This is a genomic window from Verrucomicrobiia bacterium (assembly GCA_019694135.1).
Lineage (GTDB): Bacteria > Verrucomicrobiota > Verrucomicrobiia > JADLBR01 > JAIBCM01 > JAIBCM01.
Map to the genome: position 1 here is coordinate 118,901 of JAIBCM010000003.1, position 16,921 is coordinate 135,821.

At 42.0% G+C, this 16,921-nt stretch carries 16 protein-coding genes and 2 tRNA genes; 6 read left to right on the forward strand and 12 right to left on the reverse strand.

The annotated features are described in order from the left end of the window. Positions 1-39 precede the first annotated feature (39 nt). The 5 genes from nusG to K1X66_05200 form a co-directional block, all read right to left on the reverse strand. Entirely contained in the window at positions 40-816 is a 777-nt protein-coding gene (gene nusG / locus K1X66_05180; protein MBX7157760.1) for a transcription termination/antitermination protein NusG, read from the reverse strand. A 7-nt stretch (positions 817-823) separates the two neighbouring features. Beyond that, complete coding sequence (locus tag K1X66_05185; protein ID MBX7157761.1) at positions 824-1,141, reverse strand: preprotein translocase subunit SecE; 318 nt, start codon at positions 1,139-1,141, stop codon at positions 824-826. Positions 1,142-1,179: 38 nt separating this feature from the next. Continuing rightward, positions 1,180-1,252 (reverse strand) — tRNA-Trp (locus K1X66_05190). A 39-nt stretch (positions 1,253-1,291) separates the two neighbouring features. Beyond that, on the reverse strand, positions 1,292-2,485 hold the full coding sequence (tuf, locus tag K1X66_05195; GenBank protein ID MBX7157762.1) for an elongation factor Tu: 1,194 nt from the start codon (positions 2,483-2,485) through the stop codon (positions 1,292-1,294). Positions 2,486-2,549: 64 nt separating this feature from the next. Next, positions 2,550-2,622: transfer RNA gene (locus K1X66_05200), tRNA-Thr, on the reverse strand. Positions 2,623-2,898: 276 nt separating this feature from the next. Between K1X66_05200 and K1X66_05205 the strand changes: the two genes are divergently transcribed. Beyond that, on the forward strand, positions 2,899-3,897 hold the full coding sequence (locus tag K1X66_05205; GenBank protein MBX7157763.1) for an FG-GAP-like repeat-containing protein: 999 nt from the start codon (positions 2,899-2,901) through the stop codon (positions 3,895-3,897). 19 nt (positions 3,898-3,916) lie between these two features. Here K1X66_05205 and K1X66_05210 read toward each other — a convergent pair whose 3' ends face one another. Genes K1X66_05210 through K1X66_05230 form a run of 5 tightly spaced genes read right to left on the reverse strand, consistent with a single transcriptional unit; the run spans position 3,917 to position 8,552 of the window. Then, positions 3,917-4,954 carry a HEAT repeat domain-containing protein gene (locus K1X66_05210; GenBank protein ID MBX7157764.1) on the reverse strand — a complete coding sequence of 346 codons (1,038 nt, stop codon included), beginning with the start codon at positions 4,952-4,954 and terminating at the stop codon, positions 3,917-3,919. Between the two features lie 57 nt (positions 4,955-5,011). Beyond that, positions 5,012-5,632, reverse strand: a complete 621-nt coding sequence (locus tag K1X66_05215) for a rhomboid family intramembrane serine protease (protein MBX7157765.1) — start codon at positions 5,630-5,632, stop codon at positions 5,012-5,014. Positions 5,633-5,634: 2 nt separating this feature from the next. After that, positions 5,635-7,182 carry a 2,3-bisphosphoglycerate-independent phosphoglycerate mutase gene (gene gpmI, locus K1X66_05220; GenBank protein MBX7157766.1) on the reverse strand — a complete coding sequence of 516 codons (1,548 nt, stop codon included), beginning with the start codon at positions 7,180-7,182 and terminating at the stop codon, positions 5,635-5,637. Between the two features lie 24 nt (positions 7,183-7,206). Beyond that, positions 7,207-7,953 carry a hypothetical protein gene (locus K1X66_05225; protein MBX7157767.1) on the reverse strand — a complete coding sequence of 249 codons (747 nt, stop codon included), beginning with the start codon at positions 7,951-7,953 and terminating at the stop codon, positions 7,207-7,209. A gap of 2 nt (positions 7,954-7,955) precedes the next feature. Then, positions 7,956-8,552 carry an N-acetylmuramoyl-L-alanine amidase gene (locus tag K1X66_05230; GenBank protein ID MBX7157768.1) on the reverse strand — a complete coding sequence of 199 codons (597 nt, stop codon included), beginning with the start codon at positions 8,550-8,552 and terminating at the stop codon, positions 7,956-7,958. A 198-nt stretch (positions 8,553-8,750) separates the two neighbouring features. On the opposite strand from K1X66_05230, the gene K1X66_05235 reads away from it, so the two are divergent. Together K1X66_05235 and K1X66_05240 are read left to right on the forward strand one after the other, a co-directional pair. Further along, entirely contained in the window at positions 8,751-9,824 is a 1,074-nt protein-coding gene (locus tag K1X66_05235) for a hypothetical protein (GenBank protein MBX7157769.1), read from the forward strand. A 17-nt stretch (positions 9,825-9,841) separates the two neighbouring features. Further along, positions 9,842-10,432 carry an HD domain-containing protein gene (locus K1X66_05240; protein ID MBX7157770.1) on the forward strand — a complete coding sequence of 197 codons (591 nt, stop codon included), beginning with the start codon at positions 9,842-9,844 and terminating at the stop codon, positions 10,430-10,432. A 24-nt stretch (positions 10,433-10,456) separates the two neighbouring features. Here K1X66_05240 and K1X66_05245 read toward each other — a convergent pair whose 3' ends face one another. Together K1X66_05245 and K1X66_05250 are read right to left on the reverse strand one after the other, a co-directional pair. Next, positions 10,457-11,758 carry a UDP-glucose/GDP-mannose dehydrogenase family protein gene (locus K1X66_05245; protein MBX7157771.1) on the reverse strand — a complete coding sequence of 434 codons (1,302 nt, stop codon included), beginning with the start codon at positions 11,756-11,758 and terminating at the stop codon, positions 10,457-10,459. 33 nt (positions 11,759-11,791) lie between these two features. Next, complete coding sequence (locus K1X66_05250) at positions 11,792-14,107, reverse strand: hypothetical protein (protein MBX7157772.1); 2,316 nt, start codon at positions 14,105-14,107, stop codon at positions 11,792-11,794. Positions 14,108-14,233: 126 nt separating this feature from the next. Between K1X66_05250 and K1X66_05255 the strand changes: the two genes are divergently transcribed. Genes K1X66_05255 through K1X66_05265 form a run of 3 tightly spaced genes read left to right on the forward strand, consistent with a single transcriptional unit; the run spans position 14,234 to position 16,911 of the window. Beyond that, entirely contained in the window at positions 14,234-15,202 is a 969-nt protein-coding gene (locus K1X66_05255) for a class II fructose-bisphosphate aldolase (GenBank protein MBX7157773.1), read from the forward strand. Beyond that, positions 15,199-16,017: a cobalamin biosynthesis protein CbiX gene (locus K1X66_05260; protein ID MBX7157774.1), complete on the forward strand. Its 819-nt coding sequence runs from the start codon at positions 15,199-15,201 to the stop codon at positions 16,015-16,017. Before K1X66_05255 ends, K1X66_05260 begins: the two co-directional genes overlap by 4 nt. Before the next feature lie 48 nt (positions 16,018-16,065). Further along, positions 16,066-16,911, forward strand: a complete 846-nt coding sequence (locus K1X66_05265; protein ID MBX7157775.1) for an endonuclease/exonuclease/phosphatase family protein — start codon at positions 16,066-16,068, stop codon at positions 16,909-16,911. Positions 16,912-16,921: the final 10 nt, after the last annotated feature.

Consider the following 16,921-nt stretch of genomic DNA (forward strand, 5'->3'; position numbering starts at 1 on the left):
CCCATTTTGAAAAGTAATTTGCCCAAACTATTTATTATATCACGTTTTTTCAACTTGCCAATACTCTAATTCAACTGGAGTGCTTCGTCCAAAAATGCTTACCGAAACCAAAAGGCGACCTTTTTCGGGATAAACCTCTTCCACAAGTCCGTCCTGATTCTGGAATGGGCCATCACCGACTTTGACCTTATCGCCCACAGAAAATGCTGTTTTGGGAATCACATGTTCTTCACTGGCTTTGATTTGCGCTAACATGGCCTCCACTTCACTGTTTCGCATGGGGATAGGTTTTTGCCCATCTGCAAAACCTAAAACTCCCTGAGTTTCTCGTAAATAATACCAAGTTTTTTCGATGATTTTTTTATTATCATCCAAAAGATTGGCTAAAATAAAAACGTAGCCAGGATAAAGTTTACGCTCAGTTTCAATTTTTTTATTGCGTCGAATTTCCGAAACCCTTTCTGTAGGAACAATGACTTCGTGCAAACTGTCGACCATTTCATTGGCTTTGAGTCGCTTGAGCAATGCATCGCGCACTTTACTTTCTTGACCGCTGAGCACATGAAGGGCAAACCATTGTGCTTTATCATAGTTTGGATGACGCTTGTCCAAAGGTTGTAAGATGGAGCTCACCACCTTTTCCTCTTTCTGCTCTGAAATTTCTTGAGCTTCTTGGTGTTCTATTTCTTGCGTTGCGTTTTGTGATGTTTCCTGTGCTGTTGACTGAGTAGGATTCGGCTCTTCAGCTGCTCCCAAATTGGGTGCAGGCGTATTTTCGCTTTGATCTGTTGAGGTTTGAGAAGAAAAAGAGTCCATGATTTGATTAGATATGAAGTTGAATGACTAGACCGACTACTTTCATGAGAATAAGATCAAAAAAGCTGGTATAAGCGCCTAATAAAACCATAGAAACAATAACGACTACGGTAGAGTCAATTAACTCTTTGTAGCGACGCAATCCGGTTTGCATGGGATCCCAGGGCCAACTGCACTTTTTGAGTTCTACGTTGACTTCCCGGCTAAAACTTAAAATTTTAGACCAATAACGAATCACAAGAGCTAAGGTAATCAGAATAGCCGCTAGTAATAAAGCGGTCTGCAACCAATGCACTTGTGCCCATTGCGCTAATTTTGAAGTCATCACTATCTTCTTTCTTATGTTTTATCTTTTGCCTGATGCAGGAGAGACAGGACTCGAACCTGCAACATGCGGTTTTGGAGACCGCTGCTCTACCAATTGAGCTACTCTCCTAAAAAGAGGTTCAACGTAAAGACAGGGTCCTGTTACTTTTTATTCAATAATTTCGGTAACACGGCCTGCCCCTACGGTTCTACCACCTTCTCGAATCGCAAAGCGCATGGTTTTTTCCATAGCCACGGGCGCTAACAATTCGACTTCCATGGATATGTTATCACCTGGCATTACCATTTCAACGTTGGCAGGTAGTTTGATCGTGCCTGTCACGTCGGTCGTGCGGAAGAAAAATTGAGGTCGGTAATTGGAAAAGAAAGGAGTGTGTCGACCACCTTCTTCTTTGCTCAATACATAAACTTCTGCCTTGAATTTCTTATGAGGGGTAATCGTGCCTGGTTTCGAAATCACTTGACCGCGTTCCACGTCTTCCTTTTTCACGCCGCGAAGCAATACACCCACGTTATCGCCCGCTTCAGCTTGATCGAGAAGTTTTCTAAACATTTCAATGTCAGTTGCCACTGTTTTTTGAGTGGGTTTTAATCCGACAATTTCTACTTCTTCCATTTTCTTTAAAACACCTCGCTCCACGCGACCGGTTGCAACTGTTCCGCGACCTTCAATGTTAAATACGTCTTCAACAGACATGAGGAAAGGCTGATCTTTCGGACGTTCTGGCAATGGAATATAAGTATCCACCGCGTTCATGAGATCTAAAATGCATTTGGCATCAGCGCTATTGGGATCAGCAGAAGCTAAAGCTTTTACAGCACTGCCTTTCACAATAGGAATTTTATCGCCAGGAAATTCGTATTGAGTGAGAAGCTCACGAACTTCAAGTTCCACCAAATCAAGCAATTCTTTATCATCAACCATGTCGCATTTATTGAGAAATACAACCAAGGCAGGCACCCCGACTTGGCGTGCTAAAAGGATATGTTCGCGAGTTTGTGGCATCGGTCCATCAGCCGCACTCACCACGAGAATCGCTCCATCCATCTGAGCAGCGCCGGTAATCATGTTTTTAATATAGTCAGCGTGACCCGGACAATCCACGTGAGCATAGTGACGTTTATCAGTCTGATATTCGACGTGCGCTGTGTTAATCGTGATTCCGCGCTCTTTTTCTTCAGGAGCCGCGTCAATTTGATCGTAAGCCTTAGCTTCTGCCAAACCTTGCTTGGACAAAATCGTAGTAATGGCGGCGGTCAAAGTTGTCTTTCCATGGTCCACGTGACCAATTGTGCCAATATTAACGTGGGGTTTATCGCGTTTAAATGCTTCCTTCGCCATAATATTTGTGACTCCTAATTTATATTTCTAATTTTTAACTTTCTAAATTTTTCTTACAACTACCAGCCCACGATCGGGATTGAACCGACGACCTCGTCCTTACCAAGGACGTGCTCTGCCAACTGAGCTACGTGGGCAAAGACTTGTTTTAGATTTTTTTTAACTTGCGTAATTAATCGCATTAAAAAAATCAATAAAACACTTTTACTCTCTCAATTTTTTTTGAAAAAGTTTTCGGGGTTTTATTTTCTAAAACAGCGCCCGAATTTGATCTATCTTTTATAGAAGTCAAGCGGTTTTATCAAAAAAGATTAAAATAAGAATAAAAACTAAAATTGCAACCACACTAAAAAAGTCATAATATTCATTTGATTTTTCTTTTCATAGAGTTAATTTTGTTTAAAGGAGGATGTATGGAGCGCAATCGAATCATTTTTCTATTTCTTGTTATCTTCGCGGCTTTGACTCCGCTTCAAAGTTACGCCACTGACGAAACAAATGCACCCCCTGTTTATGTCACCAATATTGTGGCAGAACCTTTTTATGGAAAATTTAAATCAAAGATTTTAAAAATTACTAAAATTGCGCCAGGTGCCGATTCAATCAATACTTTAATTACCTCTGAAGAAAATCGTCCTTTTAAACCTAAAGCTATTCGAGATATTAATGGTGATGGTAATGTCGATTTATTGAGCCAAACTGGGCAAGTAATAAGGATTGCTTATGGCCCTAATTTTTCTAGTAATATTACCGCTCTTTCGGTTCCGCTGCCCAATCCTGGTTTTAAACTCGTTGCCACGGGTGACATTGATGGAGATGGAGATGTTGATCTTATTTTGCAACGCAAGAAAAAAATAACTGCTTATTTAGCAAATGAAGGAACCTATCAACAAACTCAACTACAATTTGGTAATACTCTTGCTCCTCGAGCCAAGGTATTAGGTGCTTTATATCAAAACAATACATTTACTGAAGTTCAAACAATCGATCCTATCGTTTTACAGAACAATACTATCGGCTCTACTCTTAATACGGTTGCTGTACCCAATACTAGTCCTATTTTACTAGTAAAAGTTGGTAGAGAACTTTTTGGGTATACTAATAATAACGGCATTTTTTTCCCTTCATCATTACCTTTATATACCCTACAGCCTAAAGAAAAATTTGTTGGAACCTTTAAAACAGGACTTACCCCCCAAGTTACGGCTTCATCCACTAAAACAACAACAACGGTTGACGAAGAAAATAATATCGTAAATCAAACTGAAGGCATTACTCACACCGTGGGAGGACTTGATATTGTCATTCAAAAACGCCGTGAAGTTTTCGCTCTTTCAAGTATCAACAACTTCACACTGCCTATTTTAGTTGCTAGCAACCGAGCTGGTGTAAAAATTATTGGCCCCAAATAAAAATTTTTTCGCAACAATCTTAATAAATTGGATTGCGTAGTGTTGCATCAATTAAACGCAGCGCTTCTTCTGCGTGAGCTCGAACGGCTGGAGAAATTTGAGGATTTTTTCGAATTCGATCCAACACCGCAAAAGAACTGGCATCGGGCATTAACCCTAACGCCGTGATTGCTGCCAGACGCACTTGCGAATCTTTATCTCCCTCCGCTATTTTCTGCAATAAAGGCAAAGCTTCTGATGCTTTTAAATCAATCAACGCTTCCACACAAAGACGACGATGCCAGGCATCTCCTTGAGATTCTTCCAAAGCTCGAATTAAAAACGTTTTCCCTCGATCATTACCGTTCTTTGCCAAAGCAATGGCTGCGATCAATTTTGTTTCCCAATCGTCATGCGATAATTGTTGAGAAAAAATTTCCAAGCTATCTCCATTTGCTAAAGCAATCAGTGCAGCGCCCGCTGCTTGTTTCACATAAGCATCCGAATCGTGCAAAGCCTCGAATAAAGCAGGTAAAGCCTCTGTCGCGCCAATAGCGCTCAATGCCTGCGCCGCTTCACCTCGCACAAACCAGGATTCATCTTTTAACGCTTTTAACAACGCCTCTGTAGCACGCCAATCTTTTAGTTCTCTTAACGCATTAATTGCCGCGCGTCGAACCGTTTCATCCGAATCACTCACTCGCTTAATCAAAGCAGGAACCGATTCTGGCTCTTTAGCAACTGATAAAACCTGGGCCGCCGTGACACGAATCGCGACATCCTCATTCTCCAATGCCTTCAATAAAACATCATCACCCGAAGAGATTTTTTCTTTCATTTGCCGATAAGCAGCATAAGCCAAATCGGGTTGCTCAGCCTTTAACAAGACTAAAATGCGATAACGCAAAAATTTTTTATTTTTTGGTTCTGTTTGCAACGCCTCCTTCAAAACCATCATGGCTTTACTATATTCATGAAATTTCATCAACGTTTCCACGTCAGAAATAATTTTTTTCTCCTTGGCATTGCCACAACCTGCCAAAGCCAACACAACCAAAAATAAAAAAAAACGGCTCATCAATTCTGGCAAACTGCCAAGACCAAAGCGGTCTGACAAGTGAGAAAAATAAATCGGTTAAAAACGTGTTGGAAACATTTTCATGCGTTTCACTAAAAAAAACCGCGCATAAACAAAGCCCACTACAATTCCTCCCAAATGAGCTAAATGCGCCACTTGCGAAAGCGCGCCACGAAAAATAAAAATCAAAGTCAGTAAAGTGTAACCCACAGCCATCCAACGTGCTTGCACAGGAAAAGGTAAAGGAAAAATAAGCAAAGGCACTCGGGGAAACAACACGGCAAACGCCGTGACCAATCCCAACACCGAAGCGCTGGCTCCTATCATCGGATAAAGAGAATTTAAATTAAAAATGATCCATAAAATGCCTCCTGCCAAACCACTCAACAAATACAAAAAAATAAAATGCCAGCGTCCAGCAATCGGCTCCAATTCACGGCCAAAAACCCAAAGACCGATCATATTAAACAGCAAATGCGCAAACCCTCCATGCAACCACATATAAGTAAAAAGCTGGTAATAACGCCCTTCTTCCCAACCAAAAGAACTCAAGGCAAAATAACGAACTAGCCAAGGGTCACGATCGGTTGCTAATTGTAAAAGAAAAACTACCACGTTCAGGGCAATCAATCCATTCACGATGCCAAAAGAAAAATAACGCAATGAAGATCGAAACATGGTTATCCCTTCCTTTCTAAAAGCGAATGACCCGTCATCTCTTTGGGTTGATTTAATCCCAACATTGTCAGTAAAGTCGGTGCAATATCCGCTAAAATTCCATCCTTCAATCGAAAATTCTCAGCATCATCCGCCACATACAAAAGATGGACACGATTCGTCGTGTGAGCGGTGTGAGGTGAGCCATCTGCTGCAATCATTTGCTCGCAATTCCCGTGATCCGCAGTGATCAATAATTTCCCGCCCAATTCCAAAACCGTTTCCACAAGCTGTTGCACAGCCCAATCAATCGTTTCCACTGCTTGAATCGCTGCGGGTAAAGAACCCGTATGTCCTACCATGTCAGGATTCGCATAATTCAGAATCAACACATCAAACTTACCCGTTCGCAACTGTTTTAACGCTTCCTCCGTCAATTCAATAGCCGACATTTCCGGTTTCAAATCGTAAGTCGCCACCTTGGGCGAAGGAATCATCACCCGCTCCTCTACGGGAAAAGGTTCTTCTCGACCACCATTAAAAAAATAAGTGACATGCGGATATTTTTCCGTTTCCGCCATGCGCAACTGAGTCAAACCTGCTTCACTCACCACCTCGCCAAAAATATGCGACATAGATTGCGGCTCAAAAAGCACAGGACACGAAAACGTAGAATCATATTCCGTCATCGTTCCATAATTCACCTGCGGCCAATAAGCGCGTGGAAAGCGATCAAATGTTTTTGACAAAAAAGCCTGAGAAAGTTGACGCGCGCGATCTGAACGAAAATTAAAAAATAAAACACTATCCCCATCTTTAACCAAAGGACGTGGCATAGAATGAATAACCAAAGGCGCCATGAACTCGTCCGTTGTTCCCTGTGTATAACAATGATTAATCTCCTCTGTAATATGTAAAATCTCTTTCCCCACCCCTTGTGTGATCAACTCATAAGCTTTTTGTGTTCGATCCCAACGATTATCCCGATCCATCGCATAATAACGCCCAATAATCGTTGCTAAATGACCGATCCCCTCCTTCTCAAGAAACGCCAATAACTCATCAACATAATTGATACCTCCCGTCGGCGAAGTATCGCGACCATCCAAAAAAGCGTGAATATAAACCTCTTGTAATTTCGCTTCCTTAGCCGCGTGTAACAAAGCGTAAAGATGTTTTTGGTGTGAATGCACGCCTCCATCCGATAGTAATCCCAAGAGATGCAGAGCTTTTTGCTTTGATCGAAGCTGCGAAAAAAATTGCGTCAGCACAGGAATATGAAAAAATTTTTTATCTTCAATAGCTTGATTAATTCGCGTCAAATCCTGATAAACAATCCGTCCCGCGCCTAAATTCAAATGCCCTACCTCCGAATTGCCCATCTGCCCTTTGGGCAAACCCACATCCCAACCGCTCCCACTTAGCGTTGCTAAAGGATAATGTGAGTATAAATAATCATGAAACGGTGTTTCCGCCAACAACGTCGCGTCGCCTTCACTTTCCGCGCCATTTTTGCCTTGAGGATTAATCCCCCAACCATCACGAATAATTAAAACAACCGGTTTTTTCATTGTTACCTTTCAACTTAAAGCAAATTAAGGCATATCAAGCAAACTTCCAGATAAACTCGGAGGCGCGTCCAAACTTAAAAAAGTAGAACGGGTTTCCCCTTTTCCAATTACCTCCACAGAAATCAATTCGCGCTTGCGTGGATCGTTCGATTTCACAGCAAGATAATCCTGCTGAAAATCTCGCAACGTCTTCACCTTTTCTCCATTCAACGCCAAAATCCTATCGCCCACACGAAATTCTTTCGCTGCGCCACTTCGTTTATTTGCTACCCATGCCACTTCAACCCCCTTCTCATTTTCCACCAACAACAGTCCTTCCGGCAAATCAATCGACTCCATCTCTAACTCTCCGTCGGCCTCCTCTGTCACAACATAAATTTCTTCAAACTCCGTGCGATTCAACAACGCACGAAACGGTAACGCATTCGTCCAAGCCGTCGCCAATGCTCTTTGCTTGAGCGCCTCTTGTTGCGGCGAAACCACAACACTTTTTAACTCATGCTGTTTCGTATAAGCGCGCTTTTGCTTCTCCTTTTTTTCCGCGCGTTTCACATCCGCATCTTCTAGTCGAGGCAGTTGAAACATAACCCGTAGCAACGTCCCTTTATTCAAAATCGTATTGCGACTAATCAGGCACGTTTCTTTCACATAAACACGATCCCTTTTTTCTTCCAACGGAAAAACAAGCCCCAGCTTTAACGCTGAATCCTGGCCATTCACAACCTCCCAACTCAATCCTATTATTATAATAATGAAAAAAAATCTAACCATGTTTAACCTCCATAATCTAAAATACCCTGGGCAATAGCATTCGCCATGGCCTGTCGATAATTGGGCGATAAAATTCTTTCACACTCCCTTCGATTCGTTAGAAAACCGCCCTCGACCAAGATCGATGGACAATAAGTATTGCGAATGACATAAAAGCGAGCCCGTTTGACGCCGCGATTCATCATGGGATTTAATCTTTGCACTAAACGTCGATGCACCAAAGTTGCCAAACGACCGCTGTTATATTTTGCATAATGCGTGCTGACGCCATTGCTTCGACTATTGTAATAAGCATCAAAATGAATACTCACAAAAATACAATTTCGAATGCGATTAGCTACGCGACATCGTTCAGCCAAAGAAACAAAACGATCCGATTGCCGCGTCATAACTACTTTATAACCCAGATTAAGTAAAATTCTTTCCAAACGTAGCCCCACATCCAACGTCATCACTTTTTCTGGAATCCGTTGTCCTGGCAGACCGCCTCGATCTTCGCCCCCATGTCCGGGATCAATCACCACAATGGGACGAGCCTGGATACAAGAAAAGATGCCAAAAAGCAGAATAGCAAAAATGAAAACTTTCCAACACTTCATTCAATTTTTTATCATCTTTGCCTAGCATGAAAAAAAAACAGTAACTTCGTCAATCTTTATCCTTCGATCATGAAAAAGAAATCCTTCATTTTTCTCGTGACATCCTGGCAAGCCGCTTTTAAGAATGAGCTTTGACATGTATTGCGCATCTGCTTTATCACAATCCTTAATCAATTTTTATTTTTAAATTAATAAACTATGGAATGGACCGTTATCATCGTTTTGCTGATTATTAATGCTGCTTTGGGCGGCCAGCAGCTACTCAACAATTTAGCGCGCACCCAAGCTGATAAAACGACTTCTGCAACAGAAAAACCCACTAACCCATCGGATGTTCCTACCAGCGGTTTGACAGAATTTGCCACCGCGGTGGTCCTGACCTGGTGGCGAGAACTCTTTAAATTATCCTGGTCAATAGTTGCCGTAGTGTTAGAAGCAATCAAAGGAAGAGCGTTAAAAGAATTTTGGCCGGGTTGGGCCTCTGTCCTTACGGTTTCCATCTGTTCTTTTACTGGAATTATTGAAAATATTGGTTTCTTTTCCATCTCGCGTTATTCTCCTCACCTCTGGGTTCCTTTTATTTCGGTTTACATTGTTTTATTACCCGTAGCGACCGGCTTAATGTTTGGTTCCACCGTTCGTAAGGAACACTGGTTTGGCACACTGTTTGTTTTAGCAGGCTTGGTTATTTCCTCACTTAAATTAGATAGTTTACCTCAACTTAGCCACGTAGTCTTGAGCAGTGGTGGCGTTTCTCATGCCAAAGCAATGTTAACTCGCTCTCTCGATTGGCAAGCGGTGGTCTGGTTAATCATCATTAACCTTTGCCTTTGTTCTCAACAAATTCTTAACAATAAATCCGTGCAATTAGCCAAACACAAAGTAAGTTCCAACGCATTCGTTTTATGGCGAGAAATTTTTAAATTTGGTTATGCGACGTTAGCCATTGCTGTGATCGCTCTGATCGAATGGAAAAGTTTCACCGGTTATTTCACCCCGCAAAAAGCGGTTATTTTTGCGATAGGCGCTGGTCTAACAGGTTACATTTATAGCTGGGGTTTCTTTGCTCTTTCCAAATATCCCGTTCACGTGTGGGTGCCCTATACCAATTTGTATGTCGTCGTGCTCCCTTTTCTTAGTTACTTTCTGATTCCTGGCGTGGAAGTTAAAATTGGACAGATAATTGGCACTTGTTTTGTCGGTTTAGGTTTAGTGGTCGGTCTATCCGATTACAGTCGTCATAAAATTGAAACAATTACCGATAAACAGTAAATCTTTAATTGGCAATCATGCAACAAAAAGCTCTACCTGCTTTATCGCGTCTTTCGTTAAAGCAGCTTTCACCTCTGTTAGAGACTTATCTTGAAGTGCAACATCTTAAACAACTCTATCGTCAAGGTTGGTTGCAAAACGGGTTAAAAAAAGAAATATGCGAAAGTGTGGCAGAACATTCTTTTGCTGCTGCTATTCTCGCTTTGTTTTTAGCCGATAATTATTTTCCTCAGCTCGATCTTAAAAAAGTTTTGATCATGGTCTTATTGCACGATTTTGGCGAAATTTATGCTGGTGATCTCACACCCGTTAACAATCTTCAAGCCGAAGAAAAATATCATCGAGAACAACAATCCATTCATCAAGTGCTCGCCAAACTGCCTCAAGGCCAAAAATATATTGCACTTTGGGAAGAATTTGAAAAAGGCGAATCACCTGAGGCACAATTTATTAAACAAATTGATAAATTAGAAATGGGTCTCCAAGCACATCTTTACGAAACCCTTTCTCAAGAACATCGCACTCTTTTTACTCAAGCTGCCGATGAAGCCGTCAAAGATGCTGAATTAAAAGCAATTTTTGAAGAAATGAAAAAGGCAACGCTTTAAAAGCTAGTTGAAATTTTCCAATTATCAGCGACCAACCCCTTGATACTGATAGCCAAAACCTTGAAGCTCTTTCGCATCTAAAAGATTTCGCCCATCAAAAACTAACGGTGAAATCATTTTGTCTTTCAACTGTTTCCAAGGCAAATTGCGAAACTCTTTCCATTCCGTAGCCACAGCAATGGCTTCCACTTTATCAAAAACTTCTTCGCCTTGAGCACAAAAAGTAATGCTATTAATCTCTTTTTTAAGCTCTTCTTTTGCTTTTTCCAAGCCTTGCGGATCATATACTCGAAGCTTGGCACCTTCGGCCACCAAGCGACGACATAACGCAATGGCAACACTGCTACGAACATCATCGGTGTCACCTTTAAAAGCCAACCCTAAAACACCAATCGTTTTGTCCTTCAAAACCCAAAGTGCGTCTTTAATTTTTTTAATAAACCGTTCCAACTGCGCTTCATTAATGCGTTCCACTTCTTTCAACAGCGTAAAAGGCACCCCCAACTGTTCGGAAATAGCAATGAAGGCTTTGATGTCTTTCGGGAAACAACTGCCCCCATAACCCAAGCCTGCGTTTAAGAAAGCGCGACCAATACGTTTATCCGCGCCCATGCCATCCGCTACTTCATCGACATTTGCGCCTGAAGCTTCACATATGGCCGCTACGGCATTAATGTAAGAAATTTTAAGCGCTAAAAATGAGTTGGCTGCGTGTTTGATCAATTCAGCGCTGTTAATATCCGTAATATAAACCGGCGCATGAAACGGTTCATAAATTTTTTCCATGGCTGCGACAGGACGATCATTTTTTACTCCAATTACAATGCGATCCGGTTTCATTAGGTCTGACACAGCGCAACCTTCGCGTAAAAATTCCGGATTACTCACCACATCAAATTCCACTTTTGCTTTGCAGTAACGCGAAATGGTTTCCGCCACTTTTTCACCCGTTTTAACGGGAACCGTGCTTTTATCCACAATAACACGATAATCATTTAACACACCCGCAATTTCGCGAGCGACTTGCTCAATATAAGTCAAATCCACATTTCCATCGCTCTGCGGTGGAGTGGGCACCGCAATAAAGACCACCTCTGAATTGTCCACGCCTTCCTTAATTGAATCAGTAAATTGCAAGCGCCCATTGGCTACATTGCGTTTGATTAACTCTTCCAAACCCGGCTCGTAAATGGGAATTTTACCCGCTCGCAACTGCTTCACTTTTTCTTGATTATTATCCACACAAATCACTTGATGTCCCACTTCTGCAAAACAAGTGCCGGTGACTAATCCTACATATCCTGATCCAATAATACTTAACTTCATAATTTTATCATTCCCTTAATTTTTGAGAAAAATTTAATTACCGCCCGATGCGTCTTCGTCCACTTCATAACCCAAAGGAATCGAAGCTTCTGGGAAATTTTTCATCGTGAAAGTTAAATAAAACGCATACTCGTCCGCATTTTCACGATTATTCCGAATCTGACTCACGAAGGCCATTCGCCACGAAGTAAAATCACGATAAATACTATATTCCTGCAACTCTAAAGTGGAGTCTTCTACTTCGAAAACGTGGCGTGTTTCAAAAGCCCAACTTTCGTTGATGCGCCAAAACAGATTCAAATAAAATTGGTTGCTATTGGGAAAGGGATCAAATCCGTTGATATAGCGAGAGCCAAAACGAAATTGGAACGGTCGAGCAATTTGCCAGGTAATTCGAGTATTATACTCATTAAATCCGTCTCCATAGAGATCCGTTGAAGCAAACCCTTCAAACGTTAACCACGGCACGGGCCTAAATTTAATATCATTATATAAGTTAGAAGTTTCGTTGTCGTGGTAGTAACGACTTTCATGATCGATATCAATATAAGTATTCCACTCTAATAGATTCCAATTCCGCCCATCACGATGCGTTTGCCAACGTTGACGCGTTCCCACACGTGTGATGAGTTGATTGTCAATGGAGTCGATGGAGTTGTATTGCGGAAAATCTAACGGTTGTAATCGCGTCGAAAAAGGCAATCGCCCGTCCGATTGCATAATGCGATCAATATTAGCTGAGGGATTAGGGATGTAGGAAAAATTAATGAAAGGTTCAATTACATGGCGTAAACGATCAATGCCCCACTCCGGTTTTTGCCAATTCCAAGTGCGAGAAAGTTTAAAAGAAGATTCCAAACCCAAATCAAACGTCGAACGAAACACGCCACCACCACTGCCATTACCTGTTGAACCTGGAACTCGAAACGAATCATCCTCTTCGCCCAACGAGTCCGTATAATAAGTTCCCCGCCAACCTGCTCGCGGTGTCACATTCAACCAACCAAAATATTGTCCTGGATAAGAAATCTCATGAAACGTATCGAAACGCGTTGTATTAAAATCATCCGGAAAATCTGCGTCTTCATTGCTATATTTACGATTAAAACGCACAAAAGAACTTTGCCCATGATATTCCAAAGGAAGTTTCGGCGTAATGCGTTGCCGTTTCATTTCAAAAATAATTTCCGGTTCGCGTTCCGTCGTCTCAAAAAAATCGTTCAACTGCTTTCGCGCTAAAGCAGTCAAAGTGAAATTAGGATCATATTTTACCACCTCGAGAAAATTGTCCGGTTGACGCTCTTTGCGAAACTCATTTTCAAAAAAATCGCGTTCAAAATTGCGATCGCTCATTTTATTGATCACCAAATTCGCATAAATATCCTTATCTTTGGTAAAATAAGCTCGCTGTTGAACCTGCAAACGGTAGCGACTCGAATCCGTATCAGCTCGGCTACTCGCTTTACTTGGCTTTTGATCATAAGCATAATAGAACCGAATCTTGCCCTGACCATATTCTCCCTTATCCGAATTGCCTTCGCGTCGACCATAAATCCATTTTAAATCCGTGCCACCGGCAAAACCGCGTTCACTTCGCATATCAAAATGGAATTTAATATCCAACCCATCGGTAATTTCCCATCCATAACTGGTCAATAAAAAAGCGCCCCATTCTGACGAATAACCCGGCGTTACCTGAATTGCCACCTTGGAATCACTCGGCGTATAAGCCAAATAAGGAAACCAGAAAATCGGAACCGATCCGGCATAAACCGTTGCATTGCGCATCACATAACGCCCCGTTTTGGGTTCATATTCAATAACCTTAGGCTTAATTTTAAAACCTGGCGTGGATAAATTTTCCGTAGAAAATAAATTCCCTTGAGCGCGATAACTCATTTGATCCAAACCACCCTCAGTTTTAACCGAAGACGCCTCTCCCACAAGCGGATAATCCACAAACCGAAAATTGTCCGCTTCTAACTGCTCTGTTTTTAAATTGTAACGAACCCGATCCCCCTTCCAAATGGTGCCATCCTTTTTATAAATTCGCACATTCCCTTCCGCCGTCACCCAGGACTCTTTGGTGTCATAAGTCATTTTATCGGCATAAACAGAAGTCTCTCCATAAATCAGCTCTACATTCTCACGAGCAATCGCAAAACCGTCTTGAAGTTCATTCTCGCCTTGAGCCGTAATTTGGATGGGAATTTTTTCTTCCTTCTTCTCCGCTTTTTTGTCTTCTTGCTTTTTATCTGTTTGCGCTAAAGCCACAGAAAATAAGCAACTGATTGCCACAATCGCAATCGATTTTATGCCTAAAAAAAACTGACTCGGTTTCGCTTTCAAAACGTTTTGAGGAAATAGCTAACCCGTGCCACTTTGCCAAGGCTTATTTATTTCCTCAACCTGATTTTTTTTTCATATTTCCACTTGCCAATAGCAACAACATCTCTTCTATGTATATTAATTTTTATGATCGTTACTACCCAACAACTCTACCAAGTCGCTTACGGGAAATTTGCCATAGGTGCCTACAATATTAATAATGCCGAACAAGCTGTCGGACTTTTTCGGGGTTGCTCGGCATCCAAAGCCCCCTTTATTATTCAACTTTCCAAAGGCGCTCGCAAATATACTGACAAACGTATCATTGAAGCCATTATTCGCGCTGCGGAACAAATCTTTCCCGAAGTCATTTTTGCGGTTCATCTTGATCATGGTGATGAAGAAACCTGCTACGATTGCATTGATTCAAGTTTTTACAGTTCCGTCATGATCGACGCCTCGCATGAATCCTTTGAAGAAAATGTAGCTATTACAAAACGCGTAGTCGAGCGCGCTCATCAAAAAGGGATTTCAGTCGAAGCCGAGTTGGGCATGTTGGGTGGTGTCGAAGAAGACATTAAAGTAGATGAGGGCAACGCTTGTTTAACTAACCCTGATGAAGCCGAAAAATTTGTGAAAGAAACCGGTTGCGATTCTTTAGCCTGCGCCATCGGCACCAGCCACGGCGCTTACAAATTTAAAGGTCAACAATCCCTGCGTTTCGATGTCATCAAAGAAATTCAAAAGAAACTACCCAACTTTCCTCTCGTCATGCACGGTTCCAGCAGCGTTCCTCCAGAAGAAGTAAAACGCATCAATGCTGCCGGGGGAACACTCGACCCCAGCGCACGTGGTGTAGACGAGAATGAATATTTACCCGCAGCAAAAATGGGCGTAACCAAAGTCAATATCGACACAGACGGGCGTTTGGTATGGACTCGCGTGCATCGTGAATATTTTCGCGACAAACCTGGCGAATACGATTTTCGTCCTCCTGGCAAAATTTTTATGGACGAATACGCCAAATTCATTGCTCACAAAAATGAAAAACTGGGTTCAGCCGGTAAACTCGAAGAAGTTCGCGAAGCTTTAAAATCGGTTCCTGCAAAGCGTTGAAATCCGATAACCCTTTTTGGAAACAAGCCACCCTCGTTTTAGTGGGTCACGGCTCAACCATTAACCTCGATTCTTCGCTGCCCACTTTTCAACATGCGAAAGCGCTCAAAACACGTGATGTTTTTGCCAACGTGCTTCCTGCTTTTTGGAAAGAACATCCCTCCTTTGAAGAAACCTTTGACCAAATCAAAACAAAAGAAGTTTATTTAGTGCCTAATTTTATTGCGGAAGGTTATTTCACTCAAACTATTATTCCCCAAGAATTCAATCGTTTGAATATTGAATGCCATTTTCAACTCTACTTTTGCCGACCCGTAGGAACCCACCCTTCCATGACTCAAACCCTGCTTCATCGCGCGCAGAACGTTATTTCTCCTCCTCCGCCTCACGAAACTTGTTTATTGCTAGTAGGCCACGGCACCGAACGTCATGAAAATTCGGGCGTTACCCTTTATGATCAAGTGAATCGTTTAAAACAAAAAAAAATCTATGCCGAAGTCCAAGGCGCTTTTATGGAGCAAGCGCCTTATGTCAAAGACTGGCCCCAACTCACCGCACAACCGAATGTCGTGGTTGTTCCCTTTTTTATCGCCAATGGCCTACATTCTTATGAAGACATCCCCGTTTTGTTAGGTCTAGTAAAAAAAGTGGACTCATCACTTTTGTCCGAATCACTTTTTAAACAAAACCCTTATCACGTTCACGATCGTCACCTATGGTATACTCCTGCGATTGGCACAGAACCTGAAATTGTAGATGTTATATTGGATTTAATTTGTGAATACGACGCAACGCATGCCCGTCATACTAAATAAAAAAATTGGCTTAAGGAAAGTTTTCTCTACATTGCAAAAATATTTTTTATGAAATTTTATCTCAGTTTGCTCATTTTAGTTTTAACATTTCACTCCCAAGCCCTCACCGTAATGTCTTGGAATTTGGAATGGTTTCCTGGCCGTAATCCCCATCCCAGCCCACTTACCGCTCGTATTCAGATGAGTAGCGCACAAAAAACCTTGAAACAACTTAACCCGGATGTGTTGATTGGTCTAGAGCTTCGTGATTGGAAAGTGTTCAACCAACTTATTTCCGTTATTCCTGATATGCGCGTCCAGGTCGTTTCTGCGTTTCGTTTCGATGACAGTGGCGACATCCAAAAACAACAAATTGGCATTGCTTCTCGACTTCCTGCCAACTCCGCCTGGTTCGAACCGTGGAAAGTGACTTCTGAAAAAACGCCTCGAGGCTTTTCCTTTGCAGCCTTGGAAGATCCGAAAAGCAAAAAGCTTCTCATGATTTACGGTTTACACCTCAAAAGCAATCGAGGGAGCAGCGATCCTGCAGGTGAAAAAATCAATGTGGCCATGCGTCATGAAGCCGTTCGACAGCTTTTGGAACACATCACAAAAATGGAAAGCGTTTATCACTCAAAAAACATCAAAGGCTGGATTGTTGCTGGCGATTTCAATACCAATGATGATAATCAGTTCAAAGGCGATCAAACCATTGCTAAAATAAAAGCGGCAGGCTTTTGGGATTCCTGGAATAACACGCCTCCTGCAAAACGCCAAACCTGGCGAGGTGGCGGACCTTTTAGTGGCACAACCTTTGATTATATTTTAACCAAAAAACTTGGATTTCCTAAAGCCATCATCGCTGATGCCCCTTCAATTACCAGTGATCATCTTCCGGTACTCATTACTTTTTAGAGGGGATTTT

Coding starts and splice junctions, on each gene's coding strand:
- K1X66_05215 (MBX7157765.1), bottom strand. CDS start 5,632: ATGTTTCGATCTTCATTGCGTTATTTTTCTTTTGGCATCGTGAATGGA.
- gpmI (MBX7157766.1), bottom strand. CDS start 7,182: ATGAAAAAACCGGTTGTTTTAATTATTCGTGATGGTTGGGGGATTAAT.
- tuf (MBX7157762.1), bottom strand. CDS start 2,485: ATGGCGAAGGAAGCATTTAAACGCGATAAACCCCACGTTAATATTGGC.
- K1X66_05185 (MBX7157761.1), bottom strand. CDS start 1,141: ATGACTTCAAAATTAGCGCAATGGGCACAAGTGCATTGGTTGCAGACC.
- K1X66_05210 (MBX7157764.1), bottom strand. CDS start 4,954: ATGAGCCGTTTTTTTTTATTTTTGGTTGTGTTGGCTTTGGCAGGTTGT.
- K1X66_05225 (MBX7157767.1), bottom strand. CDS start 7,953: ATGGTTAGATTTTTTTTCATTATTATAATAATAGGATTGAGTTGGGAG.
- K1X66_05265 (MBX7157775.1), top strand. CDS start 16,066: ATGAAATTTTATCTCAGTTTGCTCATTTTAGTTTTAACATTTCACTCC.
- K1X66_05235 (MBX7157769.1), top strand. CDS start 8,751: ATGGAATGGACCGTTATCATCGTTTTGCTGATTATTAATGCTGCTTTG.
- K1X66_05230 (MBX7157768.1), bottom strand. CDS start 8,552: ATGAAGTGTTGGAAAGTTTTCATTTTTGCTATTCTGCTTTTTGGCATC.
- nusG (MBX7157760.1), bottom strand. CDS start 816: ATGGACTCTTTTTCTTCTCAAACCTCAACAGATCAAAGCGAAAATACG.
- K1X66_05240 (MBX7157770.1), top strand. CDS start 9,842: ATGCAACAAAAAGCTCTACCTGCTTTATCGCGTCTTTCGTTAAAGCAG.
- K1X66_05205 (MBX7157763.1), top strand. CDS start 2,899: ATGGAGCGCAATCGAATCATTTTTCTATTTCTTGTTATCTTCGCGGCT.
- K1X66_05245 (MBX7157771.1), bottom strand. CDS start 11,758: ATGAAGTTAAGTATTATTGGATCAGGATATGTAGGATTAGTCACCGGC.
- K1X66_05255 (MBX7157773.1), top strand. CDS start 14,234: ATGATCGTTACTACCCAACAACTCTACCAAGTCGCTTACGGGAAATTT.